Origin of the sequence: Streptomyces flavochromogenes (genome assembly GCF_000717595.1) — a bacterium.
Lineage (GTDB): Bacteria > Actinomycetota > Actinomycetes > Streptomycetales > Streptomycetaceae > Streptomyces > Streptomyces flavochromogenes.
The window spans coordinates 18,865-35,024 of sequence record NZ_JNZO01000015.1; the positions used below are offsets into that span (position 1 = coordinate 18,865).

Annotated in this window: 10 protein-coding genes and 3 pseudogenes; 5 read left to right on the forward strand and 8 right to left on the reverse strand. The window is 71.3% G+C overall.

What is annotated here, in order from left to right:
* Window positions 1-5: 5 nt before the first annotated feature.
* From fdhF to IF00_RS0119905, 4 genes and pseudogenes are all read right to left on the reverse strand, one after another.
* Complete coding sequence (gene fdhF, locus IF00_RS0119895) at window positions 6-2,699, reverse strand: formate dehydrogenase subunit alpha (protein WP_030319848.1); 2,694 nt, start codon at window positions 2,697-2,699, stop codon at window positions 6-8.
* Window positions 2,696-3,751, reverse strand: a complete 1,056-nt coding sequence (locus IF00_RS47060) for an NADH-ubiquinone oxidoreductase-F iron-sulfur binding region domain-containing protein (RefSeq protein ID WP_245234586.1) — start codon at window positions 3,749-3,751, stop codon at window positions 2,696-2,698. Before IF00_RS47060 ends, fdhF begins: the two co-directional genes overlap by 4 nt.
* A gap of 292 nt (window positions 3,752-4,043) precedes the next feature.
* Window positions 4,044-4,391: pseudogene (locus IF00_RS47065) on the reverse strand (NAD(P)H-dependent oxidoreductase subunit E); the annotation flags it as partial.
* A gap of 53 nt (window positions 4,392-4,444) precedes the next feature.
* Entirely contained in the window at window positions 4,445-4,702 is a 258-nt protein-coding gene (locus IF00_RS0119905) for an SHOCT domain-containing protein (protein WP_030319850.1), read from the reverse strand.
* A gap of 289 nt (window positions 4,703-4,991) precedes the next feature.
* Between IF00_RS0119905 and IF00_RS0119910 the strand changes: the two genes are divergently transcribed.
* The 3 genes from IF00_RS0119910 (at window position 4,992) to IF00_RS0119920 (ending at window position 9,953) form a co-directional block, all read left to right on the forward strand.
* On the forward strand, window positions 4,992-6,152 hold the full coding sequence (locus tag IF00_RS0119910) for an MFS transporter (protein WP_078944784.1): 1,161 nt from the start codon (window positions 4,992-4,994) through the stop codon (window positions 6,150-6,152).
* 112 nt (window positions 6,153-6,264) lie between these two features.
* Entirely contained in the window at window positions 6,265-7,014 is a 750-nt protein-coding gene (locus IF00_RS0119915) for an ABC transporter ATP-binding protein (protein WP_037638661.1), read from the forward strand.
* A 2-nt stretch (window positions 7,015-7,016) separates the two neighbouring features.
* Window positions 7,017-9,953 carry an FtsX-like permease family protein gene (locus IF00_RS0119920; protein WP_030319854.1) on the forward strand — a complete coding sequence of 979 codons (2,937 nt, stop codon included), beginning with the start codon at window positions 7,017-7,019 and terminating at the stop codon, window positions 9,951-9,953.
* Window positions 9,954-10,168: 215 nt separating this feature from the next.
* Here IF00_RS0119920 and IF00_RS41455 read toward each other — a convergent pair.
* Window positions 10,169-11,202 (reverse strand): annotated as a pseudogene (locus IF00_RS41455) (SulP family inorganic anion transporter); the annotation flags it as partial.
* 569 nt (window positions 11,203-11,771) lie between these two features.
* Here IF00_RS41455 and IF00_RS41460 point away from each other — a divergent pair.
* A pseudogene (locus IF00_RS41460) lies at window positions 11,772-12,560 on the forward strand (sulfatase-like hydrolase/transferase); the annotation flags it as partial.
* 417 nt (window positions 12,561-12,977) lie between these two features.
* The gene (locus IF00_RS47835; RefSeq protein WP_342451048.1) at window positions 12,978-13,088 is read left to right on the forward strand and encodes a hypothetical protein; all 111 of its coding nucleotides are present in this window, start codon (window positions 12,978-12,980) and stop codon (window positions 13,086-13,088) included.
* 56 nt (window positions 13,089-13,144) lie between these two features.
* On the opposite strand, the gene IF00_RS0119935 is transcribed toward IF00_RS47835, so the two are convergent.
* Genes IF00_RS0119935 through IF00_RS0119945 form a run of 3 tightly spaced genes read right to left on the reverse strand, consistent with a single transcriptional unit; the run spans window position 13,145 to window position 16,160 of the window.
* Window positions 13,145-14,797, reverse strand: coding sequence for a type VII secretion system-associated protein (locus tag IF00_RS0119935; RefSeq protein ID WP_030319856.1), 1,653 nt, complete (start codon window positions 14,795-14,797; stop codon window positions 13,145-13,147).
* Window positions 14,794-15,726: a hypothetical protein gene (locus IF00_RS45730; protein ID WP_030319860.1), complete on the reverse strand. Its 933-nt coding sequence runs from the start codon at window positions 15,724-15,726 to the stop codon at window positions 14,794-14,796. Before IF00_RS45730 ends, IF00_RS0119935 begins: the two co-directional genes overlap by 4 nt.
* Window positions 15,720-16,160 (reverse strand): hypothetical protein, encoded by a 441-nt coding sequence (locus IF00_RS0119945; protein ID WP_030319861.1) that lies wholly within the window; start codon window positions 16,158-16,160, stop codon window positions 15,720-15,722. The genes IF00_RS45730 and IF00_RS0119945 overlap by 7 nt, the downstream gene beginning before the upstream one ends.

Here is a 16,160-nt window from a genome sequence, read left to right on the forward strand (position 1 = left end):
GCCCGTCAGTCGTGGGGAACGGTCGGACGCAGGCGTACCGCCGTGACCTTGTACTCCGGACACGAGGTCACGGTGTCGGCGTGCTCCGAGGTGAGGGAGTTGACGGCGCTGGCCGGGAAGTGGAACGCGCAGAAGAGCTGCCCGGGAGCGAGTTCCATCCCTACGCGGGCGACGAGTCGCGCCTGTCCGTGACGGCTCTCGACGGTGACCGGGGTGCCGTCCCGCACACCGAACCGCGCGGCGTCCTCCGGATGCAGGTCCAGGCGGTCCTGCGCGTCGAGAAGAAGGTTGTCGCCGCGCCGGGTCATGCTCCCGGAGTTGTAGTGGGCCCATCGGCGCCCGGTGACGAGCACCAGAGGATAGTCCTGGTCCGGCTCTTCGCCGGGCGGCAGATAGGGGGGCGCCGACAAGTGGGCGCGGCTGTCGGAAGTGGCGAACTCGTCGGCGTACAGAGTCCTTTCGCCCGGCCGGTCCGGCTCGGGACACGGCCAGGGAACGGCCCCCTCCCGGTCTAGCCGCTCGTGCGAGAGACCCGCGAAGAGAGGTGTCACACGTCCGCACTCGTCGAGAGCCTCCGCTGGGGTGGAACAGCCCAGGTCGGCACCGAGGACATCGGCGACGGCGTGCACGACGTCGAAGTCCGAGCGTGCCGTGCCCGGCGGTTTCACCGCTTGCCGTACGCGCTGGAAGCGGCGGTCGAAGTTGACGAAGGTCCCCTCCTTCTCCAGCCAGGAGGCCACGGGCAGGACGACGTCGGCATGCCGGGCGGTCTCGCCGAGGAAGAGCTCGTTGACGACCACGAGCGGGCAGGCATCGAGGGCCTCGGCCACGCGCCGGCTGTCGGGGTCGGTCGCGCACACGTCCTCGCCGATGATCCACAGCGCTCGGAGGCGGCCTTCCCGGGCCGCTGCGAACATCTCGGGGATGCGCAGCCCTGGTACCGATGGGACCGGTCGGCGCCACACCGCCTCGGCACGGGCGCGGGCCTCGGGGTCGGTGACCCGGCCGTAGCCGGGGAGGAGGTCGGGCAGGGCGCCCATGTCGGAGGCGCCTTGCACGTTGTTCTGGCCGCGCAGGGGGCTGATGCCGAACCCGCGGCCGGTGCCTCCGACGGCTCCGCGCAGGATGGGGAGGTTCGCCAGGGTGCGTACGCCGTCGGTGCCGTGCAGGTGCTCGGTGACGCCGAGCCCGTACAGGACGGCCGGACGTTGGGCACGGCCGTAGAGTCGGGCGGCTCTCCTGATGTCGTCGGCCGGGACTCCGGTGATCCTGGCGACCCGTTCGGGCGGGTAGTCGGTCAGCAGGTCGGTGAGTTCGTCCAGTCCGGTGGCCCGGTCCTGGAGGAAGCCCGGGTCGGTCATGCCTTCGTCGACGAGGACGTGGGCGAGGCCGTGGAAGAGGGCGACGTTCGTCCCGGGGCGCGGACGAAGGTGCACGTCGGCATGGTGCGCGAGGCCCACGGCACGGGGGTCGGCCACGATCAGGGACGCGCCGGCGAGTGCCCGCTGGAGGAGGCGGGCGCCGACGACGGGGTGGGCCTCGACGGGATTGGCGCCGACGACCAGGAGGCAGTCGGCGGTCTCGACGTCGCCGAAGGGGTCGGTTCCGCCGGCGCGGCCGAAGGAGGCGGTGAGTCCTGCCGCGGAGGGGGCGTGGCAGAGGCGGGAGCAGTTGTCGACGTTGTTGGTGCCGATGACGGTCCGCAGGAAGTTCTGGACGAGGTAGTTCTCCTCGTTGGTGGCCCGGGCGGAGGAGATCGCGGCGACCGAGTCGGGGCCGCCGTCGATGACGGCCGTGCGCAGGCCGTCGGCGACCCGGGCCACCGCCTCGTCCCAGGTCGCCGGTCGCAGTTCGCCGTTCTCCCGGACCAGGGGCTCGGCGAGACGTTCGGCGGAGCCCAGGTATCCGTACGCGAAGCGGCCCTTGACGCAGGCGTGGCCCCGGTTGACGGGCCCGTCCCGGGCGGGGAGCACAGCGGCGACACGGTCCTCGCGGATGACGACGTCGAGGGTGCAGCCGACTCCGCAGTAGCCGCAGGTGGTCCGCACACGGTCATGGGGAGCCTGCCGCGAGGTGAGGCCCTGACCGGGCCCGGGCTGGGTGATCGCCCCCGTCGGACAGGTGTCGACGCAGCCGCCGCAGGACACGCAGTCGGAGCCGGCCCATGGGCCGCCGGTTCCCGGGGCGACGACCGTGTCGGCCCCGCGTCCCGTGAGGGTGAGCGCGAAGGTTCCCTGGACGTCAGAGCACATCCGGACGCAGCGCCCGCACGCGATGCACAGGTCGCGGTCGAGGTGAACGTACGGGTGGCTCTCGTCCCGGTCGCGCCTGGGGTCACCGGCCGCCGTGTCCACGGGGATCCCCAGAGTGCGGCATGCCTCGGCCAGTTCACTGTGCGAGCTGTCGGCGAGCGCGTGCGGCGGGAGCGCCGAGGCGATCAGGGCGACCGCGTCACGCCGCAGGTTCCGCGCGCTCTCGTCGGCTGTGTCGACGGTGAGCCCCGACGTGGCGGGCGTGACGCAGGCGGCGACGGTCCTCCCGTCGACGCGGACCAGGCAGGTCCGGCAGGAGCCGGCCGGCCGGAGTCGGTCGTCGTGGCAGAGGGTGGGCAGTTCTGTTCCGGCGGCACGTACCGCGTCGAGCAGTGAAGCCCCGGCGGGCAGTTCGACCCGAACACCGTCGACCTGAAGCCAGGTCATCGGTCCCACGCTTCCAGGCTCGGCCCGTAGGCCCGGGCCAGGCTGCGGACGGCGGCGGGCACACGGCGGCCGAAGGCGCAGAGGCTCGCCTCGCCCATCAGCCGTGCCAGTTGCTCGTAGGACTCCCCCGGCCCGGTCCGGCCCCGCGCGAGTGCGAGCCCTCGCCGGGTGCCGATCCGGCAGGGCGAGCAGGCTCCGCAGCTCTCGTCGGCGGCGAACTCCCAGATGTGCCGAAGGAGTGCGTGCGGGTCCGCGGCGGTATCGAAGGCGACCATGCCGGCGTGGCCCAGGGCGGCGCCGTGCTCGGCGAGCGCTGCCGTGGTCAGGGGGACGTCGAGCGCGGTCCCGGCGAGGAAGCCGCCGAGGGGCCCGCCGATCTGAAGGGCGACGGGCTCTCCGCCGTCCTTGAGGCCACCGCCGAAACGGGTGACGATCTCGCCCACAGGGGTGCCGAGTTCGGCCTCGTAGGCCCCGGGTCGGGCGAACCGTTCGGACAGGCAGACCAGTTTGGTGCCGGTCTCGTGCGGGACTCCTCGTCGGGCGTATGAAGCTCCGCCGTGGGCGACGATCCAGGGCACGGCCGCAAGGGTCTCCACGTTGTTGACCACCGTCGGCATGTCCCACAGGCCGTGGTCCGTGGGGTAGGGAGGCCGCGGGCGGGCGCAGCCGCGGGCGCCTTCGAGGCGGGCGATGAGGGCGGTCTCCTCGCCCGCGACATAGGAACCGGCTCCTTCGACGATCTCGACGAACGGCCGCGGACCCGCTTCCTCGGCCGAAAGGGCCAGGTCACCGGCCTCGGTCGCGCGCTCCACCTCTTGCCTGAGCCGGGCCATGGCTTTCGGGTACTCGGAGCGCACCAGGACGATCCCGCGCCGGGCGCCGCAGGCGAAGCAGGCCAGTGCGAGTCCCGCGAGGACGCGTTCGGGGTCCTCCTCCATGAGCAACCGGTCGGCGTACGAGCCCGGGTCGCCCTCGTCCCCGTTGGCTACGACGACCGTGTCCGGCCTCCCCACCGCCGCGTCCCATTTGTCCGCCCACGGGGAAACCGGCACCGCCGCGCCCGCGCAGCCCGGAGACGGCGATCTCCCCCCGGACGTCTTCGGGTCGCAGCCCGGCCACGGCCTCGCACCATACGCGCCAGGCGGACTGGCCTCCCAGGATCCCGGCAAGCAGGACGGGAGCCCCAGTGGTGTCGGTCGCGGGGATGTCCGGCGCGCACGGTTCCGCCCGCCCACGGAGCTGGTCGGCCAGGTCCGGGCCCGTACGGGGAAGGGTGCCGTCGAGGGCGGCGGGACCCGCGTAGCAGTAGCCGAGGCAGTGCGCGGTCTGCAACGAGATCGAACCCGTCTCGTCGGCCGTGCCCGCCCTCACTCCGAGTGCCTGTTCGGCCTCCGCCAGGTGCCGTCCACCCCGCGCGGCGAAGCACGCCGTCGCGGTGCACACCCGCACGTGCCGCTCACCGCGTGGAGCGGCGAGATCGGCGAAGAAGGTGGCGGGGCCGAGCCCTGCGGCGGCCGGCAGGCCGGCTGCGGCCGCGACCTGGGGCGCCCACGCCCCGGGCCCTTCGGCGCTACCCGACCGGGCGCGCTCCAGCGCGGCCGACAGCAACCCCTCACGCCCTCCGTGCCGTGCGGTCAGCTCACGGAGCGCGTCCATGGGTCCACCCGGCTCCCCGGGTATCCGGCTGTCCATGATCCCAGAGTGACCGGCCACGCCCCCACTCGCATCCCGGCCGGTCAAGGGGTTCACGGTTCCGCGCTGCGCAGGGCGGTCAGGCGCCGACGGTACTCCTCCTCGTCGATCTCACCGCGCGCCAGTCGCTCGCCCAGGATCTGCTCGGCCGACGTCGCGGGCCGGGACCCCGACGGCCGTTCCCCAGGGCGGCCCATGGTGCGGAGGAGCATCACCGCGATGGTGATGAGAAGGCCCCAGAACAGCACCATCCCGACTGACATGGCGAACCAGCCCCATCCGTTCATGCCGTCGCCGTACCAGAACATCATCGCCACTCACACTCCCGGCGGCCGGGCCGGCAGGAACCGGACGCCTTGCCTCCGATCTCTCCGCCACCACCATGCGCCACTCCAGGAGGCACTCCACAGGGCCGTCCGGTCCCTGGCAGAGGGCCGGACGGGGCACGGAAGGGAACAAGGCGGCCCCTGGAGCCGGGATCCCGGCGGCCGGAGGGTGGGGAGCAGGGCTCACCCTGCCCATGAGGATCACCGCCAGGAGGCCATCGTGGTCCGGAACCCGGGGATCCCGCCCGCCGTGGACGCGCCGCGACCGTGGCAGATGCTGTCCGTCGCCACCGTCGGGTTCGCCCTCTGCTTCTGGGCGTGGGCGCTGCTGGGCCCGCTCGGCCCGCGGCTGCGTGACGACCTGGGCCTCAGTTCCTTCGAGCAGTCACTGGTGGTCGCCGTGCCCGTGGTGGTCGGCGCGCTGGGCCGGATCCCGGCGGGGGCGCTGACGGACCGCTGGGGTGCGCGCCGGGTCTTCCCTCTCGTCGCGGCCCTGACGATCCTCCCCGTGCTGTACCTGGGTCACCTGGCCGACTCGTTCGCCGAGGTGCTCGCGGGCGGCTTCTTCCTCGGACTCGGCGGAACGGCCTTCGCCGTCGGCGTCCCCTTCGTCAACGCCTGGTATCCACCCGCACGGCGGGGCGTTGCCCTCGGGATCTTCGGGATCGGCACCGGCGGTACGGCCTTGTCGGCGTTCACCACCGTCCAGCTCGCCGACGCCGTCGGACGTGCCTTCCCCTTCGATCTCGTGGCCGCCTTCCTCGCCGTGTACGCCGGGGTGGCCTGGTTCCTGCTCCACGACAGGCCGGGGCGCGCGACGGCGTCGGGGTCGCTGTTCTCGCGCACGGCACTGGCCATGCGTACTCCGGCCACCTGGCAGCTGGCGTTCCTGTACGCCGTCTCCTTCGGTGGATTCGTCGCGTTCAGCGTCTACCTGCCGACCTACCTCACCAGGGCCTACGAGCTGGGGCGCTCCGACGCGGCGCTGAGGACCGCGGGATTCGTCGTCCTCGCCGTGGCGATGCGGCCGGTGGGGGGCTGGCTGTCGGACCGTATCCACCCCGTACCCGTGCTGACGGTCTCGTACGGGCTCGTCGCGGTGTGCGCCCTGATCGCGGCGTTCGAGGCGGAACAGGTCCCCGTGGGAACAGCGGCCTTCTTCGGCATGGCCGCCGGCCTGGGAGCCGGGTCCGGGGCGGTCTTCGCGCTCGTCGCACGCCTCGTTGCGGCCGAGCGGGTCGGATCGGTGACAGGAGTGGTCGGCGCGGCGGGCGGTCTCGGAGGATTCCTCCCACCCCTCGTGATGGGAGCGGTCGACAGCATCGCGCACGACTACACGTGGGGATTCGTCCTCCTCGCCGTCACCGCGACCAGCGCGGGAGCCCTGGCCGCCGCCGCGGTCCGACGACGCGCCCGGGCGGCCGCGGACACCTGACCTCGACTGCGAGACCGCTCGTGCGGGCCTCGCGGTGACGCGGTGATTGGGCCGTTCGGCCCGTTTCCGGGCCTGGGTGGCCTGTAGCCGCCGGCTCCTTCCGGAGGTTGGTATGGAAGACATGATGAACGCCGACCAGGGACTCCTCGTCGCCACCGGGGTCCGGAAGATCTACCGGACGGGCTCCGTAGAGGTCACGGCCCTGCTCGACCTGGATCTCATCGTGCGCCACGGGGAGATGGTTGCGGTCATGGGACCGTCCGGCTCCGGGAAGACCACGCTCCTGAACTGTCTGTCCGGGCTCGACGACATCGACGCCGGCCGGGTGGAGGTCGACGGCCACGACCTGTTCGCGATGTCGGACGCGGCGCGCACGGAGCACCGGGCGCACACCATGGGGTTCGTCTTCCAGGCGTTCAACCTCATCCCGGTCTTCTCCGCGGTGGAGAACGTCGAACTGCCCCTCCTGCTCGTGGGCACCCGGACGCGCGAAGCCCGTCGCAGGGCGCTGGACATGCTCGACCGGGTCGACCTCGGCCACCGGGTCGAGCACCGGCCGAGCGAACTGTCCGGGGGTGAGCAGCAGCGGGTGACCATCGCCCGCGCCCTGGCGGGACGCCCGGCCATCGTGTGGGCGGACGAACCGACGGGCAACCTCGACAGCGCGATGGCCGACCAGGTCATGGACCTGCTGTGCGAGCTCAACCAGGACGAGGGCCAGACGATCGTCCTGGTCACGCACGACAGCGCCATCGGCGCCCGCGCACCCCGGCTGATCCGCATGCATGACGGGCAGCTGGTCGACGACGTCCGCCAGACCGTCGCGGCCCGAGCCCCGGTCCCCGACGTCCCCTTGGGCTGACCATGTACCCGAACCTCCTCGTCCCGCTGCTCACCGCCCTGGCGCTCGCCCTCGCGGCCCTGGTGCTGGTCGCCGTCCGGCAGCCGGTGTCACGGCGGCTGGCCTTCCGGCAGGTCGCCCGTCGGCGTACCGAGGCAGCGCTGGTGATCGGCGGATCGATGCTCGGAACGGCCATCGTCATCGGGGCCCTGGTCGTCGGCGACACCCTGAACTTCTCCGTACGGCAGGAGGCGTACCGGACCCTGGGGCCCGTGGACGAGCGCGTCGTAGCACCCCCCGGACCGACCGGGCGCGACGTGACGGAACGGATGGCCCCTCTGGCAAACGATCCCGACATCGACGGAGTGCTGAACGCCCGGGCCACCCAGGCATCCGCCGTCACCCGTACCGACGGCCGTACGGCCGCGGAGCCGCGTGTCCTGGCCTGGCAGATGGACTTCGACAAGGCGGCGCGCTTCGGCGCACCGGGTGGGGACTCCGGCCTCGGCGAACCGAATCCGAAGCCAGGACAGGTCGTGGTCAACGAGCCGCTGGCCCGGTCCCTGAGCGTGGGGACCGGGGATCCGGTCACGCTGTACCTGTTCGGAGTTCCGGGGACGTACCGGGTCGAGCGTGTGGTGCCGGAAGAGGGCCTGGCCGGTGTGGGCCTCGGCGGCAGGATGAACCGCAACGTGTTCCTGGCACCAGGGACCCTGGACTCCGCCGCCCGGTCCGCCGGAGCGGAACCGCGCTCGGTCACCTTCGTCTCCAACCGAGGCGGCGTCGAAAGCGGCGAAGCCCTGACCGACAAGGTGACAGCCGACATCAGGCAGGCTCTGGGCCCGCTCGCCGGCCAGACGGCGATCGAGACACCGAAGCACACGGTCCTGCGGGACGCCAAGCAGGCCGGGGACTCCCTCGGAGCCCTGTTCCTCATGATCGGCAGTTTCAGCATCATCGCGGGCGCACTGCTCCTGGTGAACATCTTCGTGATGCTCGGCGAGGAGCGGAAGTCCCAGATGGGCATGGTGCGGGCCGTGGGGATGAAGCGCTCGCGGCTCGTCGGGTCGTTCACGCTCGAAGGGGCGACGTATGCGTTGCTGTCCGCGCTGCCGGGCGTGGCCATCGGGGTCGCGGTCGGCTGGGGCGTCGCCGTGGTGGCGGCGCAGATCTTCCAGGGCTGGTCGGTCGGCGGAAGCAGCATCCGCATCGCGTTCGACGTCACTCCCACGAGCGTCCTGAACGGTCTGACCATGGGTCTGCTGATCGCCTTTGCCGCCATCCTGGCCACCAGCGTGCGCATCAGCAGGTTCAACATCATCGCCGCGATCCGTGACCTCCCCGCCACGCCCGGGCAGGGACCGCGACGCCGGCTGCTGGCGGTCTCCAGCATCCTGGCTGCCCTGTGCGCGTTCGCGGCCGTCCCGGCCGTGGCGCGCAGCCAGCCCGACGCGACGTACCTCATGCCGGCGCTCGCCCTCGCCTTCGCCACCCCTGCACTGCTGCGTGTCCTCCCCCGTCACACGGTCACCACCCTGGTCGCGGGAGCCGTCCTCGCCTGGACGCTCCTGGCACCCGTCATCCGCCCCCGGATCTTCGACACACCCTCGATGTCCGTCTACGTCATCCAGGGCGCCCTGGCCGCCTTCTCCGCCGTGGTGCTCGTCAGCGACAACCAGAAGACCCTGCTACGTCCCGTACGGCGCCTCCTCCAGCGCCCGACGGAGGGCGGCCTGGCGGCACGGCTCGCCGTCGCGTATCCGCTGGCCAAGCGGTTCAGGACCGGCGCGACGCTAGTGATGTACACGCTGATCGTGTTCGTCCTGGTACTCCTGACGGAGATCTCGGGGATCATCCGCGCCGGCGTCGACGGGGTCGTCGCCGACGCCACCGCCGGATACTCCCTGCGACTGGACTACAACCCGCAGGTCGCAGGCGACCGGCTGCTCGTCGACCTCCGCGGCGGCCCCTCCGCCCCCGAGATCGCGACCGTCACACCGCTGGTCAACGCTGCAGGACGGGCTACCGACCCGGGACACCGCAGCTCTCAACCGCTGGACACCGCCGTCGTCGGCGTACCCGACGGAGCGATCACCGGCATCACGTTCCGGGAGCGCCTGCCCGGCCTCACCAACGACGCCGCGGTGTGGCAGACCCTCGCCTCCGACCCCGGCTACGTCGTGCTCGACGGCTTCTTCGGCAGCACCGGCGGCCCGGCCGGCGACTACTACGACCCCGGGGACACCCTCACTCTGACAGACCCCCGCACGGGCCGCAGCGAAGAGAAGGTCATCGCCGGCGTCCTCAGCAACGGGTTGGTCTTCTACCCGGCCACCGGCGCCAGTTCGACCACCTACCCCGTGGTGCTGAGCGAACGGGCGACGCGCGAGCTCTTCGGCGCCCAGGCGCAGAACGCCTCCGCGCTGGTCAGGACCAGTCCCGGCATCTCCCCCGACGCCCTGGCGACCCGACTGCAGGGCGAGCAGCTCTCGTCCAGCCTGGTCGCCACACCCATAGAGTCCGACATCCGCCAACAGTTCGACTCCAGCACCGCCTTCTTCCGCCTCATGCAGGGCTTCCTCGCTCTGGGCCTCGGCGTGGGCATCACGGGCCTCGGCGTCGTCATGGTCCGAGCCGTACGCGAACGCCGCCGCACCATAGGCATCCTGCGGGCCCTCGGCTTCCGGGCACGGACCGTCCAGTGGTCCTTCCTCGGGGAGAGCTCCTTCATCGCCGTGGAAGGAATCGTCCTCGGCTCCCTCCTGGGCGTGCTCACCACCTGGCTGATGTACGCCAACAGCGCCGCGTTCGAGGGCCTCGAAGGAGGCTTCCCGATCGAATGGACCAGCATCTGCGTCCTGGCCGCAGCCACCTTCGCCGCGTCCCTCCTGGCCACGATCGGACCGGCGCGCCGCGCGGCCGCCATCCGCCCGGCGCTCGCGGTCCGCGTCACCGAATGAAGCGCACACCTCGCGAACCCGGTCGGCGAGCGCTGATGACCGGCAGCCGGCAGGGTGGTCGCCCTCGTCCGCGAGGCTGCCGCACCACGCTGGGCCGGGTCACGTCCCCTCCGGCGGCGCTGCGGAGCCGACCTCGGGTCCGAAGGGAACGCGCCTGCCGACCACCTCTCGGCGCCCGAACTGCCGGACTGGCCGCCGGACCTCCTCGCAGAATCGGCCGCGCCGGCGGTCAGCGAGTACATCTGACTTCGCGCGCCGGTGGAGTCCGCCAGCGCCGTGCGGGGCGCTGCTGCTCACCCGGAACCCGCTCAAGAGCCCGCGCCGAGGTTCGCGGCGCCCAGGGCCAGCAACTCCTGGTTGGCGTCCAGGCGCCCGACCTCGTCACCGGTGGCGAAGGCACGCCCGGCGAGGATGACATCCGTGTAGCCCACGAGGAGGAGACCGAGCGCCCGGAACCATCAGCCGAGACAGCTCTTCGAAGTCCGGCAGAGCCGGGTGAGGCACCCCCGCCGGCACGTCTCCGATCACGGCGACACCGTGCTCCTCCAGGCCGAACGCCGCGACCGCCACGGTGCCGAGCCCGACCACCACCAGCGGCCCAGGCACCGCGTGCAGGAGGAGCGGAAGAGCGAAGAGGAGGACGAGAGCGGTGACAGCGACGGCAAGGGTGGCGGGCTGGGTCTCGGAGAGGTTCTGCGCCAAGGACACCGGCTGGGGAAAGAAGCCTGACCCCGTGGGACTCACGCCCGTCGTCTTCGGCAGCTGATCCACTATCATGATCAGTGCCACACCCGCGAGATAGCCGACCAGGACCGGCCGCGAGAGGAGATCGGCGACGAAGCCGAGCCTGGCCGCCCACGCCACCACGCACAGCAGCCCGACCGCGAACGCCAGCGCGGCCGCCAGTACGGCATATCGCCCAGGGGCCCCGGCAGCGATCGGCGCGACCACCGTCGCGGTCATCAGCGCGGTCGTCGACTCCGGCCCGACCGACAACAGTCGCGACGAGCCGAGAAGCGCGTACAGCACCAGCGCGGGCAGCATCGTCCGCGGACCGGCGACGGGCGGCAGCCCCGCCACGGTCGCGTACGCCATGACCTGCGGCACGAGATACGCCAGGACGGTCACGCCCGCCAGCAGGTCGCCCGCGCAGCCAGGAGCGCTCGTAGCGGGCGAGGACATCGATTCCAGGCGCGTCAGGTACCAAACGGCGCCACCCCGAATCGCCGCGTCGGGCGTGCTGCGACATGGGACTCCTCTCCCCCTCCGCTTCACGATCCCGCCGACTCTGGCCCGGCTGCGAGAACCGAAGATCCTACCACGCCGCCGCACAGTGCCTCCGGGCGTGACCGCCACTACGCCCACTCGCCCAGGTCCGGGCCGGACGGCTGCAGCGTTCCTCAGCCGCACCAAGATCCGGTCCATGGGCGGGCCAGCACCCCGTCGTTCGGCAAAACGGTTGAGGTACGTGCAGCTGAGCCGAGGTTCAGGGCGTGTACCGCCAGCAGACCAAGAACCTCCTGGTCTCGTACTCGCCGAAGAAGCTCGGCTTCTTCCAGGGGCACGAAAAGAGGCGCCTGACCTGTTGCAGATGCCTGGACGGCCATGGTGGCGCAGCATTGATTCAGTGCAGGCTGTGGGCTCTCAGCGGTGTCCGAGTGGGGCGATCCCTACTGGCATCACGGCCGTCGCAAGGGTGTGGGACGTGGTCATCAAGGCCACGAAGCAGAGTGCCCCAGCTCGACCAGCTGCGGTGAGGAGTACATCGTGAGCGCTGATCAGCCGAACATCGTGGTGTTCTTCTGAGACAACCTCGGATGGGGTGAGCCGGGGTGCTACGGCGGCGGGATGTTGCGTGGGGCGCCGACACCGCGAATCGACGGGTTGGCCTCTGAAGGGGCGCGGCTGCTGAACTTCAACGTTGAGGCGCAGTGCACGCCGAGCCGGTCGGCGCTTTTGACCGGGCGGCACCCGATCCGCTCCGGAACGCAGACGGTCCCGCTCACCGGCGGTCCGGACGGCCTGACGCAATGGCAGGTCACCATCGCCCTGGCGCTCTCGGATGCGGGCTATGCGACCGGCATGTGGGCCAAGTGGCACCTGGGCAGCGACCCGGAGAGCCGCAGCCCTGTCGACTTCGGGTTCGACGAGGCGGTGTGGTCGCCGCGGACCGCCGACGAGGTGCTGTGGACGACACATTCCTACTTCCCCGAATGGACGGTCACCTCAGCGCCCTATACCGGCGATACCAAGATCCCGCTGGAGCCAGAGCCGATCTACAGCCGCAGGAAAGGCGAAGAGCATGAAGTGATCGCCACCTACGACACACAGTTTCGGGCCGACCTCGACCGCAAGATCACCGACTGGGCGATCGACTCCATGCACCGCTCACACGACCAGGGAAGACCGTTCAACATGTACCTGCCCTACACCCAGGTACACGTGCCGCCGATTCCCGATCCGGAATATGCATCGAAGGTCATCCCGAATTCCCCAGCGCCGATGGTGGTCAATCTCGGCGCTACCTCTCTGCACCGAAACCCCTCACACTGGAGACCGCTCGTCGCAGAACCCGGCAGACACCGCACCGTGGCGCATACCGAGTAGCAGCGGGCCGTCCTGACAGCTTGCCCCGGCAGCAGCGCTCGGCTTGCCCAGACCTCCGACCTGCTGAAACGAACGAAGTGGCCTCGGGGTGGGCAAGCCTCGCGAGACCAGGCGTGAAGACTTGCCCCCGTTCGATACCGCTTCGGTCGCCGCTGCACTTCGGTGCCTGCGGCGGACGTGTGCCACCGCCCAGCCAGGGTGAGCAGTGAGGACGGTGCGCGGTCCCGCGCGCCGGTCGGCGTCCTGCCTCACCGGAGTTTGATCAGTCTCAAGGGTCGGCGATTGGCGCCCCGACGAGACGCCGGCGCCCAGCCGGAACGTCGCACCGACCGAGGAAGTCTACGCATCCTCGATCGCACCGCGCGGGACGACGGCGACGAGGTACGCCGTGAGTTGCGGGGAGTGCGGCGGGGCTTGGTGCCGTCCTGGACGAAGGACCCGAAGGTCGGCTCCCGGATGATCAATGCCCGGGTCGAGACCGTGCACGAGGCTCACCGAGGCGCCGCGCCGGCCGCTGGCAGGCTATGAGCTGCCAGGAGGCCGCGGCCCCGCGGTCGGGATGCGACCTCTTCGTCCTTCCGGCCTCAGGCGCCCGCGCTTCCACGCCGGACTCTTCGCCAGCGACGCGGCCGCGATGATTCGGACCGCAGCCCTTCGGTCAGGAGACGGAACTGCGCCTTGTCACCCGGGTTGAGCAGGATGTCCACACCACGGGGCGCGATCTCCGGCAGAGTACGACCCAGAACGCGCTCCCAGCGAGCAGGGGGCAGGCGCCGTGTGTGGATGGCAGCGGTGACGACCGGCAGACACGGCGTCCCGTCCGGGGCGGTCACCAGGAGCGGTTGGCCGTCGTCGCCGCAGGCGACTTCGAGGACCGTGTGTCGCAGCAGCGCGAGAAACCGGTCGACGGAGCCTTGACCCTCGCCCTGGGAGAAGAGGCGCAGCAGCGCGTGTACCGGATCGGTCGCCTTCGTCACGCTGTCCGGCACGTAGTGGGGATTGGTTTCGAACGGCCCCAAGCGCCCTTCCTCGTCGAGCGGCCATCCGCCGACCGTCAGGTCCGAGGGTAGGTCAGGGTCTTCTGTCGTTGCCCGGAACTCGTGGCCTTGCTCCGGCAGTACGTACCAGCTCCCCTGCAGGATGGCGTCCGACAGAGGTGGCCCGCTGCTTTCCGACGCGGACGCGGGATCTGGCCGCGGTGCGGTGCCGGGCTCGTCCTCGGCGAGGCCGGCCCATGTCGGGTTCTCGTCGTTCGGCGTTTCCTCGACGTCGAGGTCCATGAGCAGCAGAACGGCGTCCGGTACGCGAGCCCCGGCGGCCAGGCGCAGCCAGCGCAGCCCCTCCTGGGTGTCGCCGTTCTCACCGTGCAGTACACCCAGGTGATATGCGGCCTGCGCTGACGGCGCGTAACCTGAGCGCTCTGGCACCCTCATCGTGAAGCTGGTGCCGTCGGCTGCGGCCGGGCTGGGTTCCGGCTCGGTGCTTTTGCCGAGTTTCGCGGCGGCGCGAGTGAGCCACCGGCGGGCCTGTTCGAGGTCGCCGGCCGATTCCAGCAGACGCCCCAGCCGTAGTTCGCTGTCGGTGTCGCCCGAGCGCGCCGCCATCGTGAGCCAGTGCCGTGCGGCGTGCAGGTCCTGCGCGGGTGTCTCGTCGGCCAGGAAGGATCCCAGCAGTGCGGCGGCCGGCAGTTCGCCCGTCTCTGCCGCCACGCGCAGCCGGTCATGTGCCTCGTCGTGCCGTCCGGTGTCGCGCAGGAAGGTGGCGTACGCCAGGACGGGGATGATGTCCCCCGACCCCGCGGCTGTCAGAAGGAGGCGATCGGCGCCCTGGGTGTCCCCGCGACGAAGGAGAAGTGCGGCCAGATTGGAGGCTGCGAGGGGGCTGCCCAACTCGGTGCCCCTATGGAGGGCAGCCTCGGCCTCGTCCGAGCGCCCGGACATGAGGAGGGCGGCGCCTAGGTTGGTGACGGTCTCGGCGGAGTGCGCGTCGTCGCCCGCCCGGCGCAGTGCTTCGCGCAGCACCCGCGTGGCCTCCTCCGCGAGCCCCTGCCGCAGCAGCCGTTCGCCCACGGAGCCGAGGACGCGCGGGTTCGGGGACTGAGCAAGCCGGTGCAGCAGGGTGTCCGCCTGGGCGTGATCGCCCATCGCGCGCAGCATGCCCTCCTGGATGATGGTGAATTCCTCAGGGGTACGGGCTTCATGCCGGACCCCGCCGCGCGGGGACGGCTCCTCGGTCATCGTCGGCACTCCGGCGTGTCGGGCAGTGGGGCGAAGACGGGAGTCGGCGCGTCCGAGCCTCGCCACAGATAGGCGGTGAGGTGCTTGCCCGCTTCGCGCTCGTGCGCGGGATCCGTCGGCAGGGGCCATCGCAAGGTGGCGTACAGGCTGGTGCGATGAAGGTCGTACGACGCCTCCACCAGGTCCGCGAGCACAGCGCACGGGCCGCGCAGGGCACCGCGGTACACGGCCACCGCGGCTACGGCGGCGGCCAGAGTCGCCCACCCGTTCCACGGCGTCCAGAAGAGGAATGCCACGGACCAGATCAGCGCGGACACCGCAGAGTCCAGCGCGGCGCGGGCCTGCGAGATCTGGGCACGGACCTCGGTGGGCAGGATCAGCCAGAGATGGGGCCAGCACTTCACCGCGTCCAGGCCGTACTTCTGATACGGCCGCAGTTCCGCCGCGCGTAGGGTGTTGCCGACCCAGGTGGGCAGTTGCCGTTCGGGGGCTCCGGGAATGCGCCGTAGGGCGGCGTCGGTTTGGACGAAGGCATCGTAGGCGTCCGGGGCGATGGGCTCCGTCGCCTCGCTCTGGGCATCACGAAGTCGCTCCCAACGTTCCCGCAGCCGGTGGCGGCGGGCTTGCTGACGCGTGGTCGCGTAGCGGCGCAAGGGCCCGGGCCAGCCGTACCCCTCCAGGAAGGCGAGGACGGTGGGGGTCAGCCGACGGACGGCGACCCCGGACAGCACGATCGTGAGCAGCGCCGCAACCACCACGAGAGCTTGGGTGCTCGGTGAAAGGGCGCGCAGGCGGTCGACAGGGGAGTGGCCAGAGCCCCATGTCATGGCGGCGAAGCCGCCCGCCCAGAAGACCATCGCCTGAGTGCCGACCACCAGCACCTCCTTGGCCACGCGGCCGGCGACCGCGTCCAGAAAGCGGTTCAGCACGACGGAGGGTCCTCCCGTACGAGGGGCTGGCCGTGTGTCGGGCAGCGGGGCGGGGACTCGTCAAGGAAGGCCCGGTACCAGGCGAAGTCATGCTCGGGGCAGAAGTATCGGACGGCCGGTACCGCCTCGCCCGAGCCGGGCAGCGGCTGGTAGATCCCCCGCTCGGTATGGCGGGGCGGAAGCCCGGTCTCCAGGAAGTGGGCTGCCCAGGTGTGGATCTCCGGTTCACTTTGCAGCACCGTCAGGATCCGGTCCGCTGCGCCCGGCGCGCCGGGGTGGGCCAGGAGTTGCGCCAGCCGCGTGTCCAGCTCCCGTACGCGCTCGGGGGCGAGCGGTCCGATCAGGCGCGGCAGTTCCGCGCGGGCGGCCCGTGCACATTCGAGGATCGCCTCGTCCGACCCGATCGCCTCGTCGGATTCGTCGGTGGACGTCAT

Excerpts from the sequence above, each read along its gene's own strand:
- fdhF (WP_030319848.1), bottom strand. The coding sequence starts at position 2,699 with ATGACCTGGCTTCAGGTCGACGGTGTTCGGGTCGAACTGCCCGCCGGG.
- IF00_RS0119905 (WP_030319850.1), bottom strand. The coding sequence starts at position 4,702 with ATGATGTTCTGGTACGGCGACGGCATGAACGGATGGGGCTGGTTCGCC.
- IF00_RS0119910 (WP_078944784.1), top strand. The coding sequence starts at position 4,992 with ATGCTGTCCGTCGCCACCGTCGGGTTCGCCCTCTGCTTCTGGGCGTGG.
- IF00_RS0119915 (WP_037638661.1), top strand. The coding sequence starts at position 6,265 with ATGGAAGACATGATGAACGCCGACCAGGGACTCCTCGTCGCCACCGGG.
- IF00_RS0119920 (WP_030319854.1), top strand. The coding sequence starts at position 7,017 with ATGTACCCGAACCTCCTCGTCCCGCTGCTCACCGCCCTGGCGCTCGCC.
- IF00_RS0119935 (WP_030319856.1), bottom strand. The coding sequence starts at position 14,797 with ATGACCGAGGAGCCGTCCCCGCGCGGCGGGGTCCGGCATGAAGCCCGT.
- IF00_RS0119945 (WP_030319861.1), bottom strand. The coding sequence starts at position 16,160 with ATGACGTCCACCGACGAATCCGACGAGGCGATCGGGTCGGACGAGGCG.